Source organism: Marinimicrobium sp. C2-29, assembly GCF_038419845.1.
GTDB lineage: Bacteria > Pseudomonadota > Gammaproteobacteria > Pseudomonadales > Cellvibrionaceae > Marinimicrobium.
Map to the genome: position 1 here is coordinate 105,919 of NZ_JBCAQT010000003.1, position 26,624 is coordinate 132,542.

Sequence of the window (26,624 nt, forward strand, 5' to 3'; positions counted from 1 at the left end):
CGTGGAAAACTTGCTGAGCATTTTTATTCGTACGATTTTCATCGAGAATATGGCGCTGGCCTTCTTCCTGGGGATGTGTACATTTCTGGCGATTTCCAAAAAGATCAGCGCCGCCTTCGGTCTGGGTATTGCGGTGATCGTGGTCCAGGTTGTGACCGTACCCGTGAACAACCTGCTCTATACCTACGTGCTGGCTGACGGTGCCCTGGCCTGGGCCGGGCTGCCGGATGTGGACCTGAGCTTTCTGGGACTGATCACGTACATTGGCGTGATTGCGGCTCTGGTACAGATCATGGAGATGTTTCTGGACAAGTTTGTTCCCAAACTCTACAACGCTCTGGGCGTGTTTCTTCCGCTGATTACCGTCAACTGCGCCATTCTGGGCAGTTCTCTGTTCATGGTGGAGCGGGATTACAACTTCGCCGAAAGTGTCGCCTTTGGCGCCGGTTCCGGCGTTGGTTGGGCGCTGGCCATTACCGCTCTGGCCGGTATTCGGGAGAAGATGAAATACAGCGATGTCCCGGCCGGGTTGCGCGGTCTGGGAATTACCTTCATCACTGTGGGCTTGATGTCCCTGGGCTTTATGTCTTTCGGCGGCATTGACCTGTAACCAGCGAGGTAGGCTAGATGAATTTGGAAATTATATTGGGTGTTGTCATGTTCACCGTCATCGTGTTCGCACTGGTGATGGTGATCTTGAGTGCCCGCGCCAAACTGGTTACCAGTGGCGATGTGGAAATTGATATCAATGGCGAAAAACAGCTGAAAGTGCCTGCCGGTGGCAAGCTGTTGCAGAGCCTGAACAATTCCGGCCTGTTTTTGCCCTCGGCCTGCGGTGGCGGTGGAACCTGTGCGCAGTGCAAGTGCATCGTCAAAGAGGGCGGTGGTGCCATGTTGCCCACCGAGGAAGGCCACTTCACCAAGCGCGAGGCCCGCGAGGGCTGGCGTCTGTCCTGCCAGACGCCGGTAAAGGAAGACATGAAGATCCAGGTCCCGGAAGACGTGTTCGGCGTGAAGCAGTGGGAATGCACTGTTGAGGCCAACCCGAATCTGGCGACTTTCATCAAGGAGCTGACGCTGAAATTGCCCGAGGGCGAGAATGTCGACTTCCGCGCCGGTGGTTACGTCCAGCTCGAGTGTCCGCCGCACCACGTCAAGTTCAAGGACTTTGACATCGAAGAGGAATTCCGCGGGGACTGGGAACGCTTCGGTTTCTTTGACCTGGAATCGAAAGTGGACGAGCCGGTCATTCGCGCATACTCCATGGCGAACTACCCGGAAGAGCGGGGCATTGTGAAATTCAATATCCGCATCGCCACGCCTCCCCCGGGCGCCAAAGATATTCCTCCGGGCATCATGTCATCCTATACTTTCAGCCTGAAGCCGGGCGATACCATTACTGTGTACGGGCCCTTCGGCGAGTTTTTTGCCAAGGACACCGATGCCGAGATGGTCTTCATCGGCGGCGGCGCGGGTATGGCCCCGATGCGCTCGCATATCTTCGATCAGTTGCGCCGTATCAAAACCGACCGGAAGATTACCTTCTGGTACGGGGCGCGCTCGCTGCGCGAACTTTTCTATCAGGACGAGTACGATCAGCTTCAGGAAGAGAACGAGAACTTTGAGTGGCACGTGGCACTCTCCGACCCCCAGCCTGAAGACAACTGGGAGGGCCCCACCGGCTTTATTCACAATGTGCTGTACGACATGTACCTGAAGGATCACCCGGCACCCGAAGATTGTGAATACTACATGTGTGGCCCACCCATGATGAACGCCTCGGCGATCAAGCTGCTGAAGGATCTGGGTGTGGAAGATGAAAATATTATGCTCGATGACTTTGGTGGTTAATGCAGCCTCAGTTTACGTTGGATAATTTCCTCACAAGAATAAAAACGAGGTCGGCAGTGCTGGCCTCGTTTTTGTTTTTTGTGCTGGCAATAAGCGGCTGCGAGCGCTCGAGTGAGCGGGAGCATCAGCTGTTTCGCGGCGAAACCATGGGTACGTCCTACAATGTCACTCTGGTGGCGGAAGAGGGACGGACCCTGGATATCGATCGCGACGCGATGCAGCGGAATCTGGACGAACGGCTGGCGGAAGTGAACCAGCAAATGTCGACCTATATCGATGATTCGGAGTTGATGCGCTTCAACCGCTCGGAAATCGGCCAATGGCAGCGTCTATCCGCGCCACTGGCCGAGGTGCTGTCGTTGAGTCACAACATCAGCAAGCGCAGCGAAGGCGCCTTTGACATAACCGTGGCCCCGCTGGTGAATCTCTGGGGTTTTGGTCCAGAGGGAGAGCCGGAACAGACGCCGGGTGATGACCAGCTCAGGCGCGCGATGGTCGATGTTGGCTATGAGCATCTGCAGATCGAAGGCGATCGGGCGCGCCGGATGCGGGCCATTCACCTGGATCTGTCGGGTATCGCCAAAGGCTTTGGCGTCGATCAGTTGGCAGAGTTTCTCGAAAGCCGGGGCTATCAGCACTACCTGGTGGAGATCGGCGGCGAAGTCCGCTTGTCGGGTGAGAGCCCCCGAGGTGATCGCTGGCGCATCGGCATAGAGCAACCCGCCGCATTGCGCGAGGGAGCCCGAAAGGCCGTTGCGCTGACGGACATTGCCATGGCGACCTCGGGTGACTACCGCAATTACTATGAGCGCGATGGCCAGCGTTACTCCCATACGATTGACCCTCGCACTGGGCGGCCGATTCAACACAAGCTGGTGTCGGTCACGGTGCTGGCGGAGACCTCCGCCGAAGCCGATGCCTGGGCAACGGCGCTCAACGTGCTGGGCGCCCAAGAGGGTATGCGCATTGCTGAGCGGGAAAAACTTGCGGTGTATATGATTGTCAAAGAAGGTGAGGGGCTGGTGGACCGCCATTCCGAGGCGTTTGAACCCTACTGGTAGGCTCTCTTACCGAGCGAAATACAAATGCGCGCGAGCCACGGGCTCGGGCGCTTGAGAGGTGGATGTTATGGCTATGCTGTTTGTGACCCTGACGGTCATGTTGCTGGTGGTTGTCGGCATGTCTGTAGGCGTGCTGTTTGGCCGCAAGCCATTGAGCGGCTCTTGCGGTGGTGTGGGCGCGGCCTTGGGCCAGAAGGATTACGTCTGCGACCTTTGCGGCAACGATGAGAGCAAGTGTAAAGAAATCAACGAGCGCCAGGAGGCCGGAGAGGCTTTTGAAGACCTGGCCTACGATGCCACTCGTCAAAGCAGTGGGGAGGGAGGAGAGAGAAACACCCATCCGACAAACGAAAAAGGAGGCCCTTTCTAGTGGCTGATCACACCTACGATGTGCTGGTTATCGGTTCCGGACCAGCGGGTGAAAGTGCCGCCATGTCGGCGGCAAAATCCGGGCTCCGGGTTGCTGTCATCGAGAGTCGCTCGCACGTGGGCGGCAACTGCGCCCACAAGGGCACCATCCCCTCCAAATCCCTGCGTCATGCGGTCAAACAGCTGATTCGCTACAACAGCGTCAGCCTGTTCCGTGAAATGGGGGACACCCGCTGGTTGTCTTACCCGAGGGTGCTCTCGGCGGCCTCCAAGGTGATCCCCAAGCAGGTGGAGCTGCACACGGAATTTTACATTCGCAACCGGGTCAACTTGCACACCGGGCTGGCCTCCTTTATCGATGCCAACACTGTGAGTGTGGATCAGGGCGACGGCGCCCAGGAAACCATTACCGCCAAGTCGATCATCATCGCGACCGGCTCCCGTCCCTATCGACCGGTGGATGTGGACTTTGAGCACCCCCGGGTCTACGACAGCGATACCATTCTGGAAATGCAGCACACCCCGCGGCATATGATCATTTATGGTGCCGGTGTGATTGGTTGTGAGTATGCGTCAATTTTCGCCGGTCTCGGGGTGACGGTCGATCTGATCAATAACCGGGACCGGCTCCTGTCGTTTCTGGACGATGAGATATCCGACGCCCTCAGCTACCATTTGCGCGATGGCGGGGTGACGGTCCGGCACAGTGAGGAGTACGAGTCGATCGAGCCCAGCGAGCACAGCGTGACGCTGCATCTCAAGTCGGGCAAACGCCTCAAGGCCGACGCCATTCTCTGGTGTAACGGTCGCAGTGGCAACACCGACAAACTCAACATTGACGCCACCGGTCTGGAAGTCGACTATCGGGGGAACCTGCAGGTCAGTCAGGACTATCGGACTTCGGTGGACAATATCTTTGCGGTGGGTGACGTGATTGGTTGGCCCAGTCTGGCCAGTGCGTCATTCGATCAGGGCCGCGCGGTGGCGGCGGTGATTACCGGCGAGCCCTGCAAGCCATTGACCAATGTGCCGACCGGCATTTACACCATCCCGGAAATCAGCTCCATTGGCAAAACGGAAACGGAGTTGACGGCGGCCAGAGTCCCTTACGAAGTGGGCCGCGCGCTGTTCAAACACACCGCGCGAGGACAGATCAGTGGCGAGGATGTGGGAATGCTCAAGCTCCTGTTCCACGTCGATAGCCTGGAAATCCTGGGTGTCCATTGTTTCGGTGCGGAGGCGGCCGAGATTGTCCATATCGGGCAGGCCATCATGAGCCAGAGTGGGGCGGCAAACAGTATTCAGTTTTTCCTGGATACCACTTTCAACTATCCCACCATGGCCGAAGCCTACCGTCTGGCCGCGCTGGATGGCATGAGCCGTATCAACCGTCGTTAGTAGTGGGCCGGGCCCCGTCTGTTGCCGCCCCCGCCCGGGGGCGGTGTTTCACCACGCTGCGCAGCACGGTATCTCCCTCGAAGTAGACCACGTAGTGCTCGTACTCCCAGCTTGAAATCGGTGGATCGCCCACGGCGGCCCGTCGTGCCCGGGGCGCGCCAAAACGCTCTTCCACCCGTTCTTTGTTCATGCCGTTGCGTGGCACATCGCCAGCCTCCCCGGAACCGGCCTGCTGGCCCACGGGTACTTTGACCTGGTCGGCCAGGGCGGGCAGACTCGCGCCCAGCAGCAGTGCCCAGCCCAGGGCATGGATAATGGATGTAGCGTTGCGGCTCATGATGAGGCTCCTGTTGGTCGGCGGTCACCCTCTCGGGCCTGATACGTTTCCTGATGACGGCGTTTCTCCGCCATCTGGGCGCGCATGATCTGTTGGCTGATCAGTTGTTGTTGTGCGTCGGTCACATCGGTGAATTCTGCCGCAATTTCCCACTGTTGGGTGCGACAGGGTTCACACCGTGCCACTTGGGCATAGACAGCGACGCCCACAAAGGTGGGCAGAAAGGTCAGGTTCAGGGCCAATCGTTGCCCCTCTTCCAATGCTTCGTCCGTGGTGAAAGACAGCCCGCCCTCGCTGAGGTTGACCTCGCGCCGCTTGCCCGGCAGTTGGCGCTGTCGCGGCTCGGCGATCAACTGTTGGCTCAGCAGGTCGATCTTGCGATTGAGCAGGTGCAGGTAATCGGCCAGTTGCCGGTCCCGGTCCTTGATCTGATAGAGCAGTTGCGCGCTCTCGCTGTCAATTTTTTTCAGCTCTGAATAGACCCTCAGTCCCGCCGCGTCCGGAAACAGGTTTTCGGCCGGGGTATCCCGGGCCGTCTGTGGCTCGACCGGCCGGTACTGCAGGTCGATGTAGTCATCGATGCGAAAATAGTGACGGCGTTCAGACATGGTCAACCGGTCTCGTTCTGTATCAGTAGTGTTGTCCTATAGCATACCCTGTTTTGCGTGCCGGGCAAAAACCCGTTGCCGGGCTTGTGACCGACAGGCCAATAGGGTTAAATGCGCTCATGCCAAGAATCGTCCCACTCTATATCGGCCTGCGCTATACCCGCGCCAAGCGCCGCAACCAGTTTATATCCTTTGTCAGCGCCTTCTCCCTGGTCGGCATGGCGCTGGGCGTGATGGCGCTGATCGCCGTACTGTCGGTCATGAACGGGTTTGACCGGGAAATGAAGGCGCGCATTCTGAGTGTGGTCCCCCATGGCTTTATCGATCGTGAACCGGAGCTGGATGATTGGCAGGCACTGGCGGCGCAAGTGGATCAACACCCGGAGGTGATGGCCTCGGCGCCCTATATCGAAGGCTTCGGCCTGGTGACCCATGCCCGCGGTGTGGAAGGGGTGCAGATACTGGGTGTGGAACCCGAGGCCCAGGCACGGGTCTCGGTGGTCGAAGAGCGCATGACCCTTGGCTCCACTGACGAACTGGTGGCGGGTGAATTCCGCATCGTCATGGGGCGGCTGCTCGCCCGCCAGCTCGGATTGGCGCTGGGCGACAAGGTCCGGGTCACCCTGCCGGATATCCGGGTAACCCCGGCGGGTATTTTCCCCCGGGTCCGGCGGTTTACCCTGGTGGGGGTTTTTGAAGTCGGGGCCCAGATGGACCAGAGCCTGGCCATGATCCATCTGGATGATGCCCGGCGCCTGTTCCGGGTCGAGGGCGTGCAGGGCTTGCAGCTGCAGGTATCGGATATCTATCGGGCGGCGCCGGTGTTGAGCGAACTGGCCTCGCAGCTGGGGCCCGATTATCGGGTCCGGGACTGGAGCCAGACCCAGGGCAGTCTGTTTCAGGCGGTGAAGATGGAAAAACTGGTGATTGCCGTGTTGCTCGGCATCATCATCGCGGTGGCTGCGTTCAACATTGTCTCCAGTCTGGTGTTGATGGTGGCGGACAAACGCAGCGACATTGCGGTATTGCGCACATTGGGCATGAGTGCCCGTCAGATCATGGCGGTCTTCGTCGTGCAGGGCAGCGCCGTGGGCATTGCCGGTACGGCCATCGGAGCGGTGCTCGGCTGCCTGCTGGCGCTCAATATCGGTGCCCTGGTCGCTTCCATAGAGTCATTGCTGGGGCTGCGTATTTTTGATCCGGCCGTGTATTTCATCAGTCATCTTCCCTCTGAGTTGATGTGGCAGGACGTCGCGTCCATCTGCGGCGTGGCGCTGCTGCTCAGCTTCCTGGCGACGCTGTATCCGGCCTGGCGCGCCGCCAAAATCGAACCAGCGGAGGCCTTGCGCTATGAATGAATCGACGGCGGTATTGCGTTGTCGCCAGGTCCAGAAGACCTACGATCAGGGGCCACAGACCATCAAAGTGCTCGACGCCATCGATCTGACGGTGGAGGCGGGCGAGCGGCTCGCCATCGTTGGCGCCTCCGGCTCGGGCAAGTCCACCCTGCTGAATATCCTGGGTGGCCTGGATCTGCCCGATTCGGGCGAGGTGGCCGTCGCCGGGGAGGCGCTCTCGGCTCTGAGCGCCGATCAACGCGGTCGCCTGCGCAACCGCACACTGGGCTTTGTTTACCAGTTTCATCACTTACTGCCCGAATTTACGGCACTGGAAAACGTGGCCATGCCCCTGCTGATCGGAAAGATTCAGGGGGGCGAGGCACACCGCCGGGCTTCGAACATGCTGGAGCGGGTGGGTCTGGGCGAGCGCCTGCACCACAAGCCCTCGGAGCTGTCCGGCGGTGAGCGCCAGCGGGTGGCGATTGCCCGGGCGCTGGTGGCCGACCCCGCTTGTGTCTTGATGGACGAGCCCACGGGCAATCTGGACGGCCAGGCGGGTGAGGCCATTCAGGCACTGATGCTGTCGCTCAACCGGGAGATCGGGACCAGCTTTGTGGTGGTCACCCACGATCTGGCACTGGCGCGACGCATGGACCGGGTCCTGACTCTGCACGAAGGTCAGCTGCATGAAACTCAATAGCCTGACGCTACTGATCGGTCGGCGCTATGCGCTCTCCCAGCGTCATAGCCAGTTGGTGTCGTTTATCTCGTCGGTCTCGATTGTCGGGCTGGTGGTGGGCGTGGCCCTGTTGATCCTGGTGCTGTCGATCATGAATGGCTTTGATCGGGAGTTGCGCGAACGGATTCTCGGGATTATGCCCCATGCGGCGCTCTACCACCGGGATGGGATTGTCGAGTACGAAAGCCTGGCCGACCGGCTCAGAGCCCATCCGGACGTGGACACGGCCATCCCTTTTGTGCAGATGGAAGGCCTGCTTTCTTTTCGCCGGGAGGTCGCGCCCACCCGGATTTATGGCATTCCCACGGCGGAGCGGGAGTCGCTGGCGGTGCTGGCCGACTCGGTGCCCGAGGCGGCCTGGGAGTCGCTGGCACAGCACCCGCGCGGTGTGATGCTCGGGGCCGGACTGGCGCGAAAACTGTCGGTGGGCGAGGGCGAGAAACTGACCCTGGTCGTGCCGCCCGGAGCCGGAGAGGGCGCGCCCACGATCGAGGCACTGGAAGTGCTGGCCGTGTTTGATACCGGCACCGAGCTGGACAATAACCTGGCGCTGATGGCGCTGGCGCGCGCCTCAGATCTGACTCGCGCACCCGGGGCCGCCAGCGGTATCCGGCTGCAGGTCAACGACCTGTTTATCGCGCCCGATCTGGTGCGCCAGCTGGCGCGAGAGCTGCCGGGCGGTTTCTACACGTCCGACTGGACCCGCACGCACGGCAACCTCTACCAGGCCATTCATATGTCCAAGCAGATGGTCGGCCTGTTGCTGTTCCTGATCATCGCCATCGCCGCCTTCAACCTGGTCTCCACCCTGATCATGGTGGTGGTCGACAAGCAGGGCGATATCGCCATCCTGCGTACACTGGGCGCCTCCAGCGGCGAAATTCTGGGGATTTTCATGGTGCAGGGCGGGGTGATCGGCATTGTCGGAACGGCCCTGGGAACGCTGGCCGGAATCGGAATGTCACTCTGGGTGACGGAGTTTGTTCAGTGGCTGGAGCAGTTGCTGAATTTTCAGTTTTTGCATTCCGATGTCTATCCCATCAGCTACCTACCCTCGGCCATTCACTGGCCCGATGTCGCCCAGGTCTCCGTGACGGCGCTGGTGCTCAGTCTCGTCGCCAGCCTCTACCCCGCCTGGCGGGCGACGCGGGTACAGCCGGCCGAGGCGCTGCGGTTCGAATAACTCATTTTTTGCCGGGTTTCTCTTCGCTGGGGCCCTTCTTTTCGTTGGGGCCGTCTTCGCTGGCGCGCCGTTCGCGGCGCCAGCGGTTTCGACGCTGCCAGTTTTTCACTACGGTCCAGCGCCAGAAAATCCGCATGGTGATGTAACCCAGACTCCCGAAGATCAGACCGCTGATCAGTGAGCCCGCCAACAGTGGCTTCCAGATCAGACTGAATTCGTGCACCAACCAGTGCAGGCTCAACTCCAGCGATACGCTGACCGGGGGCGTGCCCAGCAACCATCGGCCCAGTTGGTAGGTGGCAAAAAACATGGCGGGCATGGTCACAGGGTTGCTGATCCAGACCAGCACGACTGAAATGGGCAGGTTGCAACGCAGTAGCAGTGCCATCAGCGCTGCGATGGGCATCTGACCCGGCAGGGGAATAAAGGCAACGAAGATGCCCACAAAAAAGGCGACCGACACCGAGTGGCGGTTGAGGTGGAAGAGGTTGGGATCGTGCAGCATGTCGCCCAGAAAATGCAGCGCCGGGGTGTTTTTGATGGTTGCAGCGCTGGGGATCAATCGCCGAAGTAGCTTACGTGCCATACTCAATCACATGACGGCCGTGGAAAGAGGGGCATTATGCCTGCTCAACCGGAAAAAAACGATGTTTCCGCGTTGTTCAAAATCACTCTGGGCGTTCACAGCTGTGCCTGTCAAGGCTTACGGGCCGGCCTCACCGCCCTTTATGAGGCAAGTGCTGCAGGTACTCCAGTAGTCGCACGCAGCCCTGATCCACGCTCTCTTCGTTGGTGAGCAAGTGGCGAATCCGGTGTTGGCACTCGCTCAGGGCATTTTCTACGACGGCGCGGGTGCTGTCGGTTGTGGTCGTCAGCTTGAGTGCCCGATGAAGCTGGTCGGCAAGGTTGTCCATCAGCCTCAGGGTTTCTTCCGTCTGGTAGGCATAGGTGATCTCCATGTTCACGAGTGTGTTGTGGGCGTTGACCGACCACTCCTCCAGCAGTTGATTGTGTTTTCCCGCCAGTTGCTGTCGTTCCAGGTTCTCGATACGCGTGCTGGCCAATGCCAGCAGGTTGTGTAGGAGTTTCTCGCTGTCAGAGAGTGCTTCGTCCTCCTCGGGCGGATATTTGAGCATCAGGTGCATATGGTTGCTGGCGAACAGAATGCCCTCGTTCAGGTAGGCGACTTCCGCTGCCAATGTGGTCCGACGCACTGTGGCGCGGTCTTTTTCGGAAAAGAGTTTGCCGGGGAAGTATTCAGCATGACCGATTTTGGACTCGATGTAGAAGCCCGCTCTCAGCTCGGCTTTTTTCAGTATCTTGATCAGATCGCGGGCAAGCTCCTCGATACTCTCAGCGTGCAGGCTGTCGAGGGAGAACTGGCGCAGGAGTGCATCCTGTTCGCTGTCGACCCGGCTGGCTTCCAGGCGTTCGGACATGACCTCCAGCTCCCCCTGCAGTTGCTCCAGGCTTTCCGGTGAAACGCTGGTCTCCGGTGCCGTGCTCTGCCGCTCCATGAGCTGGTTGTAGAGCATGTCCACTTCGCTCTCCAGTGCCAGTATGCAGTGTTCGCACTCCTTGACCAGCCGCTCCAGGCGGTGCAACTCGGCGATCTGCTGGTCTTTCAGTTCACTATCCTCGGTCTCGGGGATGGCGTCGCGCAAATGCTTCATTTCGCCTTCAAGATCGACGATCAGGTTGCGCTGGCGCTGGTTGTTATTGCGCAGTTGCTGTATCTCGGCGAGCGAGTAGGGCGACTGGCCCGGTCGCTCATTGGCAGCCTGGTTGAGTGCCGAGGTACTGTCCGCCATGTTGGTGTGAATGACACGGAGGGTTTCCTGGATTTGCTCCATGGCCGTCTCCGGGTTTTCCTCGGGAGCCAGGACACCCGCATTGGCCGTGACATAAGCCGAGGTCACGCCCGCCTGAGTCGAGGAGGGCGCTTGCAGTTGTTGCTTCAGCTCGTTGATGTGGCGCTCTGAGCGGTAGAGTTCGGCCTCCAGGCGCTGGATGGTGCTCTCCAGCTCCGGGCCCCGAGCGGAAGGGTATTCGCCATTGTACTCGCGCAGCCCCTGGGTGAGTTCGCGCTGCAGACGCTGGTGATCATTGGAGAAATGCTCGATTTTGGCCACTCGCTGCTGGGCACCGATAATGGTGGGCGCATCATCGCCCATGATCTCGCCCAGTTCCCGGCGCAGGCTGTCGGTTCCGCGATCCGGTTCGCTCTGGCTGAGGCTCAAGGCTTGATTGATCCGACGCAACTTGTCGATGGTGATCCGGTTCTCCTCCTGCAGCGCTTCCAGCTCGTCGCGTTTGATCTGGTTGAGATCCAGTTTGCGCTGCAGATCGCGGCTGAGCTTCTCAAACCCCTTCAGTTTTTCGATCCGCTGCTGTAGCAGCTTGACCTGATTGTTCCGCTGTCGGCTGGGCTTGCCCTGATCCACGATCCAGCGGGCGATATCGTACAACTGGCGCTCCAACAGTACCCAGGCATCGCCCGACGCCTGCTCCTTGCGGTGGGCGCGGGCTTCCGCTTCAATGTAGAGGTAGCGCAGAGCGGCCACTTTGGCGTTGAATGGCTGTTCCGGCGCCAGACGGGGGACGGTCGATTGGGTGATGTTCTGGTAGCGCTGCTGGGCCGCCTCCTTGCTGTTGGCCAGGTAGGTCGCCACGGCGTCATCGGCGCCCTCGGGCTGAACCTCGGTCTGCTCCCGCTTCTGGGTACGCTCGGTGCGCAGCGTCTGGCGCAGCCGATGGTAGGCGTCGAGCACCCGGCGGTGCTTGCGCCGCTCCCGGAACAGAACGAACGTCAGCAGTCCGCCGCCGAGCAGCAGCACCAGGATCAGTTCGCCCAGAATGATGTTGGTCAGGGTCAGAGTGTTGAGCATACCGGCGCTTGTTACCTCGTAAAATGCGCTCAATCTCACAGTTTGAGGAGCTGACCCCAGTATAGTCAGATTTCACGCTTGGTAGTGTCCTGTGTTTGCGGCATACTCCGCTGAGCGAAACAAACCGGCCAGGGAGCGGCTATGCGTGCGGCATTACTCAGTTTCAGTGTCACCCTGGTGGCGTTGGGGGGCCTCCCCACGCTGCCCGCTCGTGGCTGGCTGTTACTGTTACTGGTCCCCGTCAGCGCGTGGCTGCTTCCTCCGCTCCGATCCCGTCTGAAGAGCTCACTGCCCACCCCGGTGCTCCCGGTGGTGGCCGGTTGTCTGCTGGGCGCGCTCTGGTCCCTGGTCTGGGCCCACTGGACGCTGGCCCACCGGATACCGGAGTCGCGCTCGGGTGAATCCTTTGTGGTGAGTGGCCAGGTGGTGGGGTTGCCTGATAGTGACAGTCGTCGGCAGCGATTTTTGCTGGATGTCTCCCAGTGGCCAGAGGACTCCGGGATCAACCCGCCGGTGCGGCGCATCCGGGTGAGCTGGTACGGCGGACCGGCGGTGAACAGCGGTGAAACCTGGCAACTCAGACTGCGCCTGCGCCCGCCCCGGGGTTTTGTGAATCCATCGGCTTTTGATTACCAGCTCTGGCTCATGCGCCAGGGGGTGGATGCGGTGGGTTATGTGCGCACTGACGAGGCCAATCGACGCCTGGCGTCCGCCTCCAGACTGACCCTGGGATACTGGCGCCAGCGGGCTCGCGCCTGGCTGGAAGCTCATCCGGGTTGGCCCGAAGGCGAGGGTCTGGTGCAGGGGGCGATGTTGCAGGCACTGCTCATCGGGGAGCGCTCGGGCCTGAGCAACGAGCAGTGGCAGCGGTTGCAGCGCACCGGCACCAATCATCTGATCGCAATCTCAGGGCTGCACATCGGCTTTGTGGCGCTGTGTGGCTTCACACTGGGCTCCTTGCTGGGACGTCCGCTGAACCTGCTGTTTTATCGGGTGCCTGCCGTCTGGGTAGGGCATGCTCTGGCCCTGGTGCTGGCACTGGCCTATAGCGCCCTGGCGGGTTTCAGTCTGCCCACCCAGCGGGCCCTGGTCATGGTGGCGGTGGTGCAACTGGCACTGCTCGGGCGGCGCCATGTGCGCCCCTCCGACCTTCTGATCCTCGCCCTGGCGACAGTGCTCCTGCTCGATCCCCTGGCCGGGTTCGATCTCGGCTTCTGGCTGTCGTTTGCCGCCGTGGCGGTTCTGCTGTTGGCGTTTGTCGGGCGCACGCCCTCCCGTCAGCCACGCCCGGGCGCGAGCCTGATCCGCTCCCAGTGGGTGGTCTTCCTCGGATTGCTGATTCCGCTGGTCATGCTGACCCAGGGGGCCACACTGCTGGCGCCGCTGGCGAACATGCTGGCCATCCCCCTGGTCACCTTTGCCGTCGTTCCCTGGTTGCTTTTTGCCGCCTCTCTGGTCGGGGTCTGGCCGGGGCTGAGCGGACTGTTGCTCCGGCTGGCGGACTGGGGCCTGACGGGACTTGAGCTCTGGCTGGTCATTCTGGATGAACTGGCGGGTGAGGCTCTGCAATTTCAGCCCCATTTTGGTTGGCCGGGGCTGGTGCTGGCGTCGCTGGCGATATTGATGCTGTTATTGCCGGCGGGGCTGCCCGGTCGCTGGCTCGGGTATCCGGCCCTGGTGCTCGCGCTCTGCCTGCCCGGCGAGCGGCCACCCCCGCTGCGGCTGACCTTTCTGGACGTGGGGCAGGGGCTGGCCGTGGTCGTACAGACGCCCCGGCACAGCCTGGTGTATGATACCGGCCCGCGCTACAGCGACCGCATGGACGCCGGTGGGGCGATTGTGGCCCCCTATCTGCGCCGCCGTGGCGTGTCGGAGCTGGACGCGGTGGTGGTCAGCCACGGCGACAATGATCACGCCGGCGGCCTGAAAAGCTTACTGACCGCCATTCCCACGACCCGACTCTGGTTGGGGGAGCCGTCGAGACTGGACTCGGGCGCCCCATTTCCGGAGTCTCTGGCAGCGCCGGAGCCGCGCGATTGCCATGAGAACAGGAGCTGGCGGTGGGATGGGGTGCGTTTCAGCCTGCTGTTCGCGGGTCAGCCGGCAGAGGCCAACAGTAACAATCACTCCTGTGTGCTGCTGATCGAATACGCCGGTCAGCGTTTGTTGTTGGCCGGTGATATCGAGCGGGAGGTGGAGTGGCGTCTGATCGGGCGGGAGCGTGTGCCCGAGGCGTTGACGCTGCTGCAGGTGCCCCATCACGGCAGTGTCAGTTCGTCCACTCCGGTCTGGGTCGAGCGGGTGCGGCCGGAGTGGGCGGTGGTCAGTGCCGGTTATGAGAACCATCTGGGCCATCCGCATCCGGATGTTGAGGCGCGTTATCGGGAGCAGGGCAGTGAGTTGCTGCACACGGGGGAGTTGGGGGCGTTGGAGTTCTGGTGGGATGAGGATGGGTCGATGAGCCGGCGCTACTATCGGGAGTATCAGCGGCGGTATTGGTATCAGTGATCGAGTTTCACGATTTGGAGTTCTACATTGGTCGCCAGGTGGGGTAACCCCTTTCCGGGACACGCTGTTATCGCCAGGGATGGCGTGTATGCAGACAATGCAGGAGCAATTGTCTGTAAATACATCCCTGTAAGCTCGTCGGCGGGGTCCCTCCCTTCGACGGTCCCGGAAAGGGGTCAGCCCTCCGGGCTCGGTGCCAGATTCTGGGTTTTGTACTCCGTCGCTGGAATGAGCCGAATGTGTTTTTATGTGACGTAGTGTTTTCACCAGCGTTTGTGGCTGTGCTATTGTTCCGGTTTTTTAGACTGTTCGCTGCTGCAACTGTGAGGGTAGACGGTCGGGTAGATACATGTGGGACCGTCTTCGGCCATGCGCGTTCTAAGGCGAACCAGGCAATAAATGTGGCACTGAGACTCGGTGTGGGGTAAGGCTTTGCAAGACCCTCACCCGCGGGACTAGTGGTGAGGAGCTACAGGGATGTACTTGCTGCGTGTCTTGCAAAGCCTTACCCCATGCCGAGTCGGGGTATCTATTGGGTTACACAGTGACCAGAACGTAACAACGAGCAAAAATGAGTAGAGGATCTGTTTGTGTTTGAGATTATTACCGCCGGCGGCTGGTTGATGGTGCCCATTATTATCTGCTCTATCCTGGTTATCGGTATCGGTGGCGAGCGCTACTGGACCCTGGAGCCCAAAAAAATTGCGCCGCGTCACCTGCTGGCGCAGGTCTGGAGCTGGATCAAAAACAACCAGCTCGATGCCAGCAAATTGCGGGAACTGAAACAATCCTCACCCCTGGGCCGAATCCTTGCGGCCGGGCTGAGTAACTCCCGGCACGGACGGGAAGTGATGAAAGACAGCATTCAGGAAGCCGCCAGTCAGGTCATTCACGACATGGAACGCTACCTGACCATCCTCAGCACAATCGCCAACATCGCTCCGCTACTGGGCCTGCTCGGCACCGTCATCGGCATGATCAAGGTCTTTACCGCCATCATGCTGCAGGGCACCGGCAATGCGGCGGTGCTGGCGGGCGGTATTTCCGAGGCGCTGATCACCACGGCGGCGGGTCTTACCGTGGCCATTCCCGCGATGATTCTGCACCGCTTTTTCCAACGCCGGGTCGACACGATCGTCGTGACCATGGAAGAGGAAGCGGTGAAACTGGTCGATGCACTGCACAGCGACCGCCGGGTCGATGTGAAATCCAACTGATCGGTTGAGGAGTCGCGGGTGCAATTTCGTCGTCAACCCAGAGAAAATGACAGCATCAATCTGACACCACTGATCGATGTGGTGTTTCTGCTGTTGATCTTTTTCATGGTGTCCACCACTTTTACCAAAGAAACCCATTTGAGCATCGACCTGCCCGAAGCCGAGGGTGAACCCAGCGCTCAGGAAGCCCGGGAGCCGCTGGACATTCTGATCACCGCCGAGGGCGACTACTCGGTCAATGGCCGCAGTCTGATGAACGCCAAAATCGCGACCCTGCGGTCTGCGCTGGAGAAAGCCTCCGGGGGCGACACCCAACTGCCGCTCACCATTACCGCTGACGCCCAGGCGCCCCACGAGAGCGTGGTGCGTGCCATGGATGCGGCGGGCCAGCTGGGGTTTGTGCACCTGAGCATTACCACGCGGCGACCCGACACCGGGGACTAGGGGGCTCGGATGGCGCAAGGCGCAGAAGCGTTCTGGCAGGGTGTCTGGTATGGCCGGAGTCGCTGGGTGTATCTGCTATTGCCCCTGACCGGTCTGTTTCGGTTGCTCGCGGCCGCCCGCCGTGTCTGGCTCGAAAAACGGCATCAGCAGCAACTGTCCGTACCGGTGATTGTCGTGGGCAATATCAGTGTCGGGGGCACCGGCAAGACACCGCTTATCATCTCGCTCGCCGAGCACCTGCAGCAGCGCGGCTATCGTCCGGGCATTGTCAGCCGGGGCTACGGCGGGCGGGCACCGAACTATCCTCTGGCGGTAACGCCCGACACGCCGGTCCACCACAGTGGGGATGAACCCCTGGCCATTGCCCGGGCGACGGGCTGTCCTGTGGTCGTGGGGCCCGATCGCGTGGCGGCCGGACAGAGGCTATGTGATCAGGGGTGCGATCTGATTCTGAGCGATGACGGTCTGCAACACTACCGTCTGGCCCGCGCGCTGGAAATTGCGGTCGTGGATGGAAGGCGCGGTTTTGGCAACGGCCACTGCCTGCCGGCCGGCCCTCTGCGCGAACCGGTCCGTCGTCTACAGGAAGTGGACTGGATCGTGGTCAATGGCGCGCCCGACGACGCGCTGTCCGAACGTTTGTCCGGTTTATCCCCGCTCTCAGACTCATCAAACCCCACCGGTCCTTACCGGATGTCGATCCAGCCCCGATCCTGGTGCCCCGTCTCGGGCGGCGCACCCGAACCCCTGAGCCGTTTCCGGGAGGGCCAGAGCGTGCATGCGGTGGCGGGAATTGGACACCCCGAGCGTTTTTTCACGACTCTGGAACAGCTGCAACTGACGCCGATTCCGCACGCCTTTCCCGACCATCATGAGTATACGCCCGGGCAGTTGGACTTCGACCCGCCCGCTCCGGTGGTGATGACGGCCAAGGATGCGGTAAAGTGTCAGGCTTTTGCCAGGCCTGACTGGTGGTATCTGTCGGTGAGCGCCGACCTGCCGGATCGCTTCTGGCAGACACTCGATACGCGTCTGGATTTGTTGAAACGCGATTTTTCTGCGGAGCACCAAACATGAGTTTTTATGTGGTCATTCCCGCCCGCTATGCCTCCTCGCGCCTGCCCGCGAAGCCTCTGAAGGACATTGCCGGCAAGCCCATGATTCAGCACGTCTACGAGCGGGCCTGCGAAAGCGACGCGCAAGAGGTCATTATCGCCACCGATGATGCGCGCATCGAACAGGCGGCCAATGCCTTTGGCGCGAGGGTGTGTATGACCTCGCCCGATCTTCCCTCGGGCACCGATCGCCTGCAATCCGTGGCGACCCAGTTGGCATTACCCGACGAGGCCATCGTGGTCAATGTCCAGGGCGATGAACCGTTGATTCCGCCCGAGGTGATCAATCAGGTCGCCGGGAACCTGGCCGCAGATTCGAAAGCGAGCGTGGCGACCCTGTGTGAACCGATTGAAACGCAGACCGACTTTTGCAATCCCAATATTGTCAAAGTGGTCACTGATGTTTCGGGGCGCGCCCTGTATTTCAGCCGTGCCCCCATTCCCTGGCCCCGAGATGCCTTTGCCGAATCATCCTCACAGAGCCTGCCCGAAAATTTGTCGGCCCGGCGGCACATCGGCATTTATGCCTACCGCGTTGGCCTGCTGCACCGGTTTGTGGGTTGGCATCAGGCGCCGCTGGAACAATTGGAGTCGCTGGAGCAGTTGCGGGTATTGTGGCAGGGCGAGAGCATTCATGTGGCGGATGCCTGTCAGCCGGTTCCGGGCGGAGTCGACACCGCCGAGGATCTGGAGCGGGTCAGGGACTACCTCATCGAACACCCTCAGTCATCATCAAGAGAGCGTTAACCATGCCGACCAATGTCCTGTTTGTGTGCCTGGGCAACATCTGTCGATCGCCGACCGCCCACGGCATTTTTCAACGCAAAGTCGAACAGGCCGGCTTGCGGGACTCGGTGCTGATCGAGTCCGCCGGCACCGGCCCCTGGCACGTGGGCAAATCCCCTGACGCACGCGCTCAGGCCAAAGCCCTGGAGCGCGGCTACGATCTGTCTGCGCTGATTGCGCAGCAGGTCAGCCCGCAGGACTTTGAACGCTTCGACTACATTCTGGCGATGGATGAGAGTAATCTGGAAGAGCTGCAGTTGATAGCGCCCGAGCACTATCGGGGCCACCTGGGGCTGTTTCTGGACTTCGCCCCGGCTTCCGGCCACCGGGAAGTGCCCGATCCTTACTACGGCGGCGATCAGGGCTTTGAATTGGTGCTCGATCTGGTGGAAGAAGCCAGTGACGGACTGCTGAACGAAATCAAAAGCCGGTCGGCTTAGCCCGCAAGAACCACTTAATTCCGAATCACTCAACACAAGAGCTGCCGTGAGCGAATTACAGACCGACGTTGACCTGCAACCCCACAACACCCTGGCCGTGCCCGCGCGGGCGCGCTTCTATGCCCGGGTGACCGACGCCGCGCAGCTGCCCGAGTGGCTCGAGTTTGCCCAGGCCAACTCCCTGCCATTGTTGCTGTTGGGCGGTGGCAGCAACCTGGTGTTACGCGAAGATTTTGACGGTCTGGTCATCCATATCGGATTGCACGGCCGGGAAAAAATCAGCGAAGACCGGGAGCATGTCTGGCTTAAAGTCGCGGCCGGAGAAAACTGGCACAAGCTGGTCGAATACACACTGGAGCATCAGTACTGGGGACTGGAAAATCTGTCACTGATTCCCGGCTCGGTGGGCGCCGCCCCGATACAGAACATCGGTGCCTACGGGGTAGAATTGCAAGACGTATTCGAATCGCTCGAAGCGCTCGACCTGGTGACGGGCGAGCGAATGCAATTTGATAAGGATGATTGTGCGTTCGGCTACCGCGACAGCCTGTTCAAACACGAGGGCCGGGATCGCTACCTGATCACCTCGGTCACCTTCAAGTTGTTCAAACAACCGCACTTGAAAATCAGCTACCCGTCCCTGCGCGAAGAGCTCAAGGCGATCCCGGTCTCTGAACTGACACCGGTTGAGGTCAGCCAGGCGGTCTGCCGCATCCGTCGGAGCAAACTCCCCGACCCGGCCCGGATTCCCAATGTGGGCAGTTTTTTCAAAAATCCGGTCATCGGCCTCACCCAGTTTCTCGAGCTGCAGATCCTCCACCCGGGGCTGGTTTCTTACCCGGTGGATGCCCGTCATGTAAAAGTTGCCGCCGGTTGGCTGATCGAGCGGGCAGGCTGGAAGGGCGCGAGTCGGGGGCCGGTGGCGGTGCACTCGGAGCAGGCTCTGGTACTCACCAACCCCGGCCACGCCATGGGCGCGGAGGTGCTGGCCCTGGCCGAAGAAATCCGCCACTCCATCGCCTCGGAATACGGCATCGACCTGGAGCCCGAACCCAGGGTTTACTGAATCAAAGTACTAATCTGACCTTGGGGCAGGGGTTGGGTAAGGCACTCGGAAACACGCCGTAAACCCATCCCTGGGGGCTCTGCGCCGACATCCTGTCGTCGAAGGTTTCCGAGTGCCTCACCCAACCCCTACGTAACTTTGGGCACGACTAAACGAGCCTGTACCTGCCCACACTAGATTGTCAGCCAGTTTTTTTCCGAAAGTTGTCGGTAATAAAAACAACGCAGGGGATCCGCGGAAAGTACAACGAAGCTCTGAGGTCCGCTGTACCGGAGGGTGTTACAAGACCATGAGCCGTGGGACTAGCGCTCTCGAGTTTACAGGGACGTACTTGCAACGTGTCTTGTAACACCCTTCGGTACAGCGGACCGGACGTAAAGCTACCAACTTTAGGTGTTTGTACAACTCACTGATCTTTACGATTGATAAATCGCTTGAACAACTCCCACCAGACATACACATACACAATGCCGGCCAGAAAAGACGCAATGTAACTCAACCAGTGCCCCGTATTGAAACCAATCTGCACACAAGCCACCAGAATGATCAATAACACCATCGACCGGCGAAACAACTGCCGGTCCGTGCCACTGATCAGATACTCATAAAAACGCAACAACCATGCTTTCATAACAGTACGGTACCACTATCAAGACAACTCCACATCAATACAGCTCCACCACCACCCGGAAGCCCACCGTACCCTCCACACTGTCCGGCGCCCGCCCGGTACGAATATGCGAGCCTACCTGCCCGACACTGTCCGCATAAGAACCCCCGCGGATTGAGCGCTGCTCACACTCCGGGAGCTCCAGAGGCTCTCCATTGGTCGGCATCTCAAGCAAATGCGTCTGATAACAATCCTGCACCCACTCAGCGGCATTGCCCGCCGTATCGTGCAAGCCGAAGGGGTTGGCCGGATAGGAGCCCACCGGTGCGCTCTTACTGGAAAAAAGCCCGGTGTACTCACTGTTACAGCCGCGCCGGCAATTGGCCATCCCATCGGCCTCGGCGCCGGCTTCGCCCCACCAGAAGGTTGTTTCGGTACCCGCGCGGGCCGCGTATTCCCATTCCGACTCACTGGGCAGGCGGTAGCGCTTGCCCGTGGCCTCACTCAACCACTCGGTATAGGCCACCGCATCGTTCCAGCTGACATTGATGACCGGACGGTTGCCGCGTCCCCAGCGATTGTCACTGGGCAATTGCCGCTCCGTGGCCTCGGCAAATTTGGCGTAGTCGGAAAAAGTGATCTCGAACCGGCTGATGGCAAAGGCATAGGGAATGCGAATATCTCGCCGTGGCATGCTGTTGTCCTCCAGCTTGCTTCCCATCGTGAACTGGCCGCTGGGAACGATCACCATCGATGGGCCGCGTCCGCCATCGGCGAGGTCATTGACAAAACTGGCTCCGGCCACCGGCGTTTTCTTCAGGCTGACCGACAGCTCCACGGGCTCTTCTCGTACCTCAATCCAGCGGGTATCGGTATCGTAGCCGCGATAACTGGTTTCGATGTGATAACGACCGGGCAGCAGCGGAATGCCGGGGTAGTAGCGCTCGGGAATATTGAGAATCCGAACCCGGGCATTCTCCGGTTCCGGTTGAACCTCAAGGGGGTGGCGGGGCGGAGCGGCTTCCGGCACCGAGACCGGCTCCTCGGCCTGGGCGTCCAGATCCAGCGCGTCTGGCTCGCCTTGTGGGTCCTCCTTTGGTCTGAGGACCAGAGGCTCGGGCGAGTCCAGCAGACGCGGTGGTGACACGGATGAGGCCGGTGGCGGTGCGGGTTCTTCGGCCATGATCAGACGGGCCGTGTGGCGGGCCGCTGAGGCGACAGGCGCGGGCAGGATCGAGCGGCCCTCGGGGCTCAAATGATCGAACACCAGACTGAATCCGCCCCAGATCAGTGCCAGAAACAGGACCAGTGTGAGGCTGCGTGAAAACCAGCGTCCCGGTCCGATCGAGCGGTAGTGGGCGGCCTGTTGCACCCGGGTGGAGACAACGGTGTCGTGCTCCTGCGTTGAGTCGGTCCGGCCCTTGATCTCCGTGACCCGGATCTGCGGGTGTCGGTACAGCCCCCGGCGCGGCGTCCAGCGCAGTGAACCGAGGCCGGTCCAGGCTCGCCGCAGCTGCTCCTGCAAGGCGCCGAGGCTGGTCGCCAGCAGCGCCCGGAACAGAGACAGCAGTTGCACCCGGGTGGAGTCCGCGCTGGTGGCATAGCCTGGAGGCAGGCCGCTCGGCCCCTCGAGGGCATCAATGGCCGCCACCAGCTCGCGGCCGCGCTGAAAACGGTTGTCCGGCTCCTTGGCCAGCAGGCGGTTCAGGATTTTCTGATAGGCCTGGTACTGCGGCGGGAGCTTGGGAATGGGCGCGGTCAGATGCTTGATCGCGATGGCCACCGCTTCGTCGGCCTGGTAGGGCACCTGGCCGGTCAGCATTTCATAGAAGACCACGCCCAGGCTGTAGATGTCGGCCCGGCCGTCCACCGGCTTGCCCCGGGTCTGCTCCGGGCTCATGTAGTGGGGGGTGCCCACGACGGTGCCGGCATTGGTCATGCGCGAGGCGCTGCTGACCGTGCGGGCCACACCAAAATCCGAGAGCACCGCGGAGCCGTCTTCCCGGAACAGAATGTTTTCGGGTTTTATGTCGCGGTGGATATAGCCCTTTTCATGGGCGTGGTCGAGGGCATTGGCGATTTCCCGGGTAATGCGCAGCGCTTCCTGGGTGCTCAGGCCCGAGGCCATCTTCTCGTGAATGGACCCCCCGGCCAGATAGTCCATGGCGATGTAATTGAGGTTCTTGTAGCGGCCGATATCGTAAATGGACACGATGTTGGGGTGGGACAGCTGCCCGACGATGTTGGCCTCGCGCTGGAAGCGCTCGCTGAACACCGGGTCGCCATTGAGCGCCGGGGACATCACCTTGAGCGCGACCTCCCGGCCGACGCTCAATTGAATCGCCAGGTAGACACTGGACATGCCGCCCTGGTTGATCTTGCGGATGATTCGGTACCCGGGGATATGCATCAGCGAGCGACCCAGTACAGAACCAGCAGCAATGACACCAGGGCGGCGCCGTAAAGCGCCAGATCCGCTGTCCGCCGGCCGGTAATGTGCGGCACCCACTGCCAGAGACTGTGCCAGGCCGAGGGGCGACTGAAGGGCGACTGCACCAGCTGAAGCGTGATGTTATCCCGTCCCCCGGAACGCAGGGCGGCGCGCAGCAGACGGCTCACCGCGGAGCGCGGGGAGCGACTGGTGAACAGCAGCCGGGCGAGCTCCCGATCATCCAGCTCATCGGTCAGCCCGTCGCTGCAGAGCAGAATCCACTGGTCCCGCTGCCACTGGCCGTGCACGGAGTCCACCTGCACCTGGTTCAGCTCGTGGGAGCCGAGGCACTGGGTGATGATGTTCTTGTCCGGGTGGCCTTCCACCTCATCCTCGCCAATGGCGCCGGAGGCGAGCAGCATCTGCACATAGGAGTGATCGCGGGTCAGGCGCTCCAGGCGTCCGCCATCGGGGGTGTAGGTCCAGAGGTAGGCGCGGCTGTCGCCCACCCAGGCGACTTCGTACTCCTGCCCCTGACTGCGCAGCGCGACAATGGTGGAACCCATGCCCGGTGCGCCTTCGCCGTGGGAGGCGGCACTGAGCACCGCCCGGTGAGAGGCCTGGATGGCCTGAGTCAGGGTTTTATGCCGCTGATCGAGCAGGGTGTCGCGCACGATGGCACTGGCGACCTCTCCCGCCTCGTGGCCCCCCATGCCGTCGGCAACCAGCCAGAGGCCGCGTTCGGGCAGGCAGAGGTAGGTATCCTCATTGTTGTCGCGCTTCAGGCCCGCATTGGTGGCGGCACTGTATTCCAGTCTGGATTCGGGCATAGGTAATCCGTTGAACCAATCTTGTTACGTGCACCTCTGTGCTAATAGCGGTGCTCTCGCTTCGGAATGCTAAAACACTTTGCCGCTAAAAACCACGAACCGGCGCGCGTTTTGCCTTCGCGCGCCCGGCAGGTGGCGTGGCTCGTTCCATAACGCCAAGCCGCGCCGCCCACTTGCTTACAGGACCTGGATGGTCAATCCCCGCTCTTCCAACAGGGCGCGCTGTTCGCTGTTGGTAACCACGGCGGTGCTGGCGCGTTCCGGTTTGAGGTACTCCCCGGCGACCCGCTGGATATCGGCGAGGGTCACGCCCAAGACGCGGTTGCGGAAGGTTTCCCGCTTGGCCCGGGTCCGCCCGAAGAGTTCGGCCTGGTAGGTCTGACGCGCCTCGCCGGCGGGCGAGCCGGGCTTGTCGATACTGCTGACCACGCCCAGAATCGCCTCTTCCAGGGGCTGCCAGGGATGTTCGTTCGAGAGCAGCCAGTCCACCGCGGCCTCGAAGTCGTCCAGAGTGTCGGTCAGACGCGGGTCCCGGTAGGAGAAGAAGCGGAAGGCCGCAATGTTGTTGTCCTGGCTGGCACCGCCACCGTAGGCACCGCCCTGTTCGCGGATGGTGCGGTGCAGGTAACCGTTGCGCAGAAAGCCCGCGAGCACGGTCAGGGGCGCCGCATCGGGGTGATCCGAAGGGACGGTGGGGTAGGCCTGGGCACAGAAGTTGACCTGGGTGTTGGTCAACCAGGCCTCGTTCACCGGTTCGCGCACCGGGTCCAGCTGGAAGGGCCGGAAGTCCTCGGCCGGCGCTTCCTGGGGCCAGTGCTCACGGGTGCGCTCGCGCAGCTCGTCCAACTGATGGGGTTCGCCAATCAGCAGAAACTCGCGCGGCGCATTGCGCACCAGCGTGTGCAGCCCCGAGAGCTGGTCGGCGAACGCCTGCAAGGCCTCGGGTTGATCCAGGGTTTTGTCCAACTGCTTGAGCGAACGCAGACCGGCCAGGCCACCCAGGTGGTGAGCCATCCTGGCGCTCGGCGCCATGCCCGAGCAGGCGGCCAGCATGGCCAGACCGTGGCCGTTGCCGGTAATACCCTGTTCCCGGCGGGTGCGCAGTTGCGCCACCAGTTCACGCAGACGGGCCAGCTCGTCGAAGCGCGCTTCGGTCAGAGTGGCGCGCAGGAGGTCGTTCATCGCGCCGGTGTGACGACTGAGCGCTTTCGCCCCCAGTGACAGGTAGGCGTCGATCCGCTGCACGTCATCGCTGGCACCGCGCACACTGCTGGAGGCGCTGATGCCACCGACCACTCCGGCCTGCCAGCGCTGGGTGTCCAGGTAGTCGCGATGGCCCAGGCCGACTTCGGTCAGCAGGTTGCAGTAAAGCGGCAGCAGTGACTGTTCGTTGTCGCTCAGGGCCGGCAGCCGGCAGGTCACCTGCTCGTACACCAGGCCGTTGGTGCCGGCGCCATAGCGGCGCAGGGCGTAACCCTCCGGGCGCTCTGGGTCGAGCGCCTCGCGGCTGCCCTCCACGTAGGGCATTTCCCGGGCGACATCGTCCAGGCCCACCTTGGGCAGGATGCTGTCGTCGTCTTCCTGTACCTGGCGCTCCTGCAGCGCTTTGGCCCGGTCGACAATGATCTGGCGATCGTCGTCCGTAAGTTCTTGTTCTATGCGGGTCAGTCGCTGTTGCTCGGCGTCCTGGGCGCGCCGGTTGTAGGCGCTGTCCGGGCGCAGGGTCAGCCGCAGGCGGTGGGGGTTGTCCAGCAGCCAGGTGCGGATCAGACCGGGAATGAAATCCGGGTCCAGAATTTTATCGCGCAGCTCCACCAGCGCTGAGTCCATATCCAGCAGGGCGAGGGGGTCGGCGCGGTGGGTGGCGGCGGGCAGACAGTTCATGATCAGCTGCAGGCCGTAGGGGAAGCCATCACCGCCCACTTCCCGTTGCTGCAGTTCCAGTTGATGCAGGGCGGAGTCGAGCAGGTCCTGGGGGACGCCTTCTTCGGCCACGGTTTTCAGTGTGTCCAGGATCAGCTGTTCCACCTCGGGCACGCTCTCCAGCGCGCAGCCTTCCAGGCCACAGGCAAACGCGACTTCGTACTGGGAGTCGTCGATTCCGCACAGGGGGGAGGGTGCCTGACCCAGCTCACTGGTTTCCAGCGCCTGCATCAGGGGAGAGGCGCTGTTGTCCAGCAGTACGCTGGTCAGCAGTTGAGCCTCCAGGGTCTGTTCCAGGTCGGTGATGTTGCCCAGTAGCCAGCCCAGGACCACATGGGTCTTGCGCGCTGGGTCTTCGCCTTCTTCCAGTGGGTAGGCTTCTTCCACGGCGATGGGGGCGTGGTAGCGTTTTTCTTCGCCCACGGCGATTTCTTCTTCCAGCCGCTCGAACCGGTGGAGCGCTCTCTCTTCAAAAACGGCCTGGTGCTCTTCGGCGGGGATGTTGCCGTAGGTCATGAAGATGGCGTTGCTCGGATGGTAGTGAGTCTCGTAGAACTCTTTGAGCTGGTCATAGGTCAGGTCCGGAATATGCTCCGGGTCGCCGCCGCTATTGTGGTGGTAGGTGGTGGTGGGGTAGAGGTACCGGCACAGGGATTGCCAGAGCTGGGCGGGGACCGAGCTCATGGCGCCTTTCATTTCGTTGAACACGACGCCTTTGTAGGTGAGCGGGGACTGGGGGTTGTCCGGCTCTTTGAATTCCAGGCGGTGGCCTTCCTGGGCGAAGTCGAGTGGGTCCAGTTTGGAGAAGAAGACGGCGTCGAGGTAGACGTCGAGCAGGTTGTCGAAGTCTTTGCGGTTCTGGCTGGCAAAGGGGTAGGCGGTCCAGTCGGCGCTGGTGAAGGCGTTCATGAAGGTGTTGAGTGAGCGCCGGATCATCATGAAGAAGGGGTCGCGCACGGGGTATTTTTCGCTGCCGCACAGGGCGGTGTGTTCGAGTATGTGGGCCACGCCGCGGGAGTCCTGGGGGACGGTGCGCAGGGCGACGAGGAAGACGTTTTCGCTGTTGTCGGTGGCGAGGTGGACGTGTTGGGCGCCGGTGACTTTGTGGCGATATTCTTCCACGCGCAGGTTGAGTGAGTCGATGGTCTGGCTGCGCAGGTGTTCAAAGGCGGAATGGCTGTGGGTCATAGAATTCTTTGTCTCCGGAATATTCTGTGTTTGTTGGGTTTGCTCTCGATTCTGGTTTCGGTGCTTGGGGCTAGTCCGGTCCGCTTTGGGAGGGACTGTCCCAAGACACGTGGCACTAATCGGCAGGATAGCCGATTTGCACAGCCGCAGGCTGCCCGTAGGGCGAGCCACATGGATGTGGCGAGTGAACTACGTCCCTGTAACTCGTCAACACTAGTCCCGCGGTTGACGGTCTTGGGACAGTCCCTCCCAAAGCGGCCCTCAGTGCCAATGGCCGCGATCGGTGGGCCTC

23 protein-coding genes are annotated in these 26,624 nt (G+C 61.2%); 15 read left to right on the top strand and 8 right to left on the bottom strand.

Features of this window, described 5'->3' with window-relative positions; genetic code table 11:
* Position 1: 1 nt before the first annotated feature.
* The 5 genes from nqrE (at position 2) to sthA (ending at position 4,679) form a co-directional block, all read left to right on the top strand.
* Entirely contained in the window at positions 2-610 is a 609-nt protein-coding gene (nqrE, locus tag AAE484_RS04035; protein WP_341937050.1) for an NADH:ubiquinone reductase (Na(+)-transporting) subunit E, read from the top strand.
* Positions 611-627: 17 nt separating this feature from the next.
* Positions 628-1,851, top strand: a complete 1,224-nt coding sequence (gene nqrF / locus AAE484_RS04040) for an NADH:ubiquinone reductase (Na(+)-transporting) subunit F (protein WP_341937051.1) — start codon at positions 628-630, stop codon at positions 1,849-1,851.
* Between the two features lie 56 nt (positions 1,852-1,907).
* Positions 1,908-2,912, top strand: a complete 1,005-nt coding sequence (locus AAE484_RS04045; RefSeq protein ID WP_341937052.1) for an FAD:protein FMN transferase — start codon at positions 1,908-1,910, stop codon at positions 2,910-2,912.
* Between the two features lie 67 nt (positions 2,913-2,979).
* Entirely contained in the window at positions 2,980-3,282 is a 303-nt protein-coding gene (gene nqrM, locus AAE484_RS04050) for a (Na+)-NQR maturation NqrM (protein WP_341937053.1), read from the top strand.
* Entirely contained in the window at positions 3,282-4,679 is a 1,398-nt protein-coding gene (sthA, locus tag AAE484_RS04055) for a Si-specific NAD(P)(+) transhydrogenase (RefSeq protein ID WP_341937054.1), read from the top strand. Before nqrM ends, sthA begins: the two co-directional genes overlap by 1 nt.
* On the opposite strand, the gene AAE484_RS04060 is transcribed toward sthA, so the two are convergent.
* Positions 4,666-5,016 (bottom strand): hypothetical protein, encoded by a 351-nt coding sequence (locus AAE484_RS04060; RefSeq protein ID WP_341937055.1) that lies wholly within the window; start codon positions 5,014-5,016, stop codon positions 4,666-4,668. The genes sthA and AAE484_RS04060 overlap by 14 nt on opposite strands.
* Positions 5,013-5,624: a PilZ domain-containing protein gene (locus tag AAE484_RS04065; RefSeq protein WP_341937056.1), complete on the bottom strand. Its 612-nt coding sequence runs from the start codon at positions 5,622-5,624 to the stop codon at positions 5,013-5,015. The genes AAE484_RS04060 and AAE484_RS04065 overlap by 4 nt, the downstream gene beginning before the upstream one ends.
* A 119-nt stretch (positions 5,625-5,743) precedes the next feature.
* On the opposite strand from AAE484_RS04065, the gene AAE484_RS04070 reads away from it, so the two are divergent.
* From AAE484_RS04070 to AAE484_RS04080, 3 genes are read left to right on the top strand one after another with little or no spacing between them, the layout of a single operon-like run.
* Positions 5,744-6,982 (top strand): lipoprotein-releasing ABC transporter permease subunit, encoded by a 1,239-nt coding sequence (locus AAE484_RS04070; RefSeq protein WP_341937057.1) that lies wholly within the window; start codon positions 5,744-5,746, stop codon positions 6,980-6,982.
* Complete coding sequence (gene lolD / locus AAE484_RS04075) at positions 6,975-7,664, top strand: lipoprotein-releasing ABC transporter ATP-binding protein LolD (protein WP_341937058.1); 690 nt, start codon at positions 6,975-6,977, stop codon at positions 7,662-7,664. The genes AAE484_RS04070 and lolD overlap by 8 nt, the downstream gene beginning before the upstream one ends.
* Complete coding sequence (locus AAE484_RS04080) at positions 7,651-8,886, top strand: lipoprotein-releasing ABC transporter permease subunit (protein WP_341937059.1); 1,236 nt, start codon at positions 7,651-7,653, stop codon at positions 8,884-8,886. Before lolD ends, AAE484_RS04080 begins: the two co-directional genes overlap by 14 nt.
* Before the next feature lies 1 nt (position 8,887).
* On the opposite strand, the gene AAE484_RS04085 is transcribed toward AAE484_RS04080, so the two are convergent.
* Entirely contained in the window at positions 8,888-9,472 is a 585-nt protein-coding gene (locus AAE484_RS04085) for a DUF2062 domain-containing protein (RefSeq protein WP_341937060.1), read from the bottom strand.
* 130 nt (positions 9,473-9,602) lie between these two features.
* A complete protein-coding gene (locus AAE484_RS04090; RefSeq protein WP_341937061.1) occupies positions 9,603-11,774 on the bottom strand; it encodes a hypothetical protein in 2,172 nt (723 codons plus the stop codon).
* 141 nt (positions 11,775-11,915) lie between these two features.
* Here AAE484_RS04090 and AAE484_RS04095 point away from each other — a divergent pair, with 141 nt between their 5' ends.
* The 7 genes from AAE484_RS04095 to murB all read left to right on the top strand — a co-directional run bounded on the left by AAE484_RS04095 (position 11,916) and on the right by murB (position 19,350).
* Complete coding sequence (locus tag AAE484_RS04095) at positions 11,916-14,282, top strand: DNA internalization-related competence protein ComEC/Rec2 (RefSeq protein ID WP_341937062.1); 2,367 nt, start codon at positions 11,916-11,918, stop codon at positions 14,280-14,282.
* A 590-nt stretch (positions 14,283-14,872) separates the two neighbouring features.
* Positions 14,873-15,499, top strand: coding sequence for a MotA/TolQ/ExbB proton channel family protein (locus tag AAE484_RS04100; RefSeq protein WP_341937063.1), 627 nt, complete (start codon positions 14,873-14,875; stop codon positions 15,497-15,499).
* A gap of 18 nt (positions 15,500-15,517) precedes the next feature.
* Entirely contained in the window at positions 15,518-15,943 is a 426-nt protein-coding gene (locus tag AAE484_RS04105; protein ID WP_341937064.1) for an ExbD/TolR family protein, read from the top strand.
* Between the two features lie 9 nt (positions 15,944-15,952).
* A complete protein-coding gene (gene lpxK, locus AAE484_RS04110; protein WP_341937065.1) occupies positions 15,953-17,020 on the top strand; it encodes a tetraacyldisaccharide 4'-kinase in 1,068 nt (355 codons plus the stop codon).
* Positions 17,017-17,805, top strand: coding sequence for a 3-deoxy-manno-octulosonate cytidylyltransferase (kdsB, locus tag AAE484_RS04115; RefSeq protein WP_341937066.1), 789 nt, complete (start codon positions 17,017-17,019; stop codon positions 17,803-17,805). The genes lpxK and kdsB overlap by 4 nt, the downstream gene beginning before the upstream one ends.
* Positions 17,806-17,807: 2 nt before the next feature.
* A complete protein-coding gene (locus AAE484_RS04120; protein WP_341937067.1) occupies positions 17,808-18,284 on the top strand; it encodes a low molecular weight protein-tyrosine-phosphatase in 477 nt (158 codons plus the stop codon).
* A gap of 46 nt (positions 18,285-18,330) precedes the next feature.
* Complete coding sequence (murB, locus tag AAE484_RS04125; protein ID WP_341937068.1) at positions 18,331-19,350, top strand: UDP-N-acetylmuramate dehydrogenase; 1,020 nt, start codon at positions 18,331-18,333, stop codon at positions 19,348-19,350.
* Between the two features lie 406 nt (positions 19,351-19,756).
* Here the strand turns inward: murB and AAE484_RS04130 are convergent, their stop codons facing one another.
* The 4 genes from AAE484_RS04130 to AAE484_RS04145 form a co-directional block, all read right to left on the bottom strand.
* Entirely contained in the window at positions 19,757-19,981 is a 225-nt protein-coding gene (locus AAE484_RS04130; protein ID WP_341937069.1) for a hypothetical protein, read from the bottom strand.
* 34 nt (positions 19,982-20,015) lie between these two features.
* On the bottom strand, positions 20,016-22,370 hold the full coding sequence (locus tag AAE484_RS04135; RefSeq protein ID WP_341937070.1) for a bifunctional serine/threonine-protein kinase/formylglycine-generating enzyme family protein: 2,355 nt from the start codon (positions 22,368-22,370) through the stop codon (positions 20,016-20,018).
* The gene (locus AAE484_RS04140) at positions 22,370-23,221 is read right to left on the bottom strand and encodes a PP2C family protein-serine/threonine phosphatase (protein ID WP_341937071.1); all 852 of its coding nucleotides are present in this window, start codon (positions 23,219-23,221) and stop codon (positions 22,370-22,372) included. The genes AAE484_RS04135 and AAE484_RS04140 overlap by 1 nt, the downstream gene beginning before the upstream one ends.
* Before the next feature lie 177 nt (positions 23,222-23,398).
* Positions 23,399-26,332, bottom strand: a complete 2,934-nt coding sequence (locus tag AAE484_RS04145; protein ID WP_341937072.1) for an insulinase family protein — start codon at positions 26,330-26,332, stop codon at positions 23,399-23,401.
* Positions 26,333-26,624 lie beyond the last annotated feature (292 nt).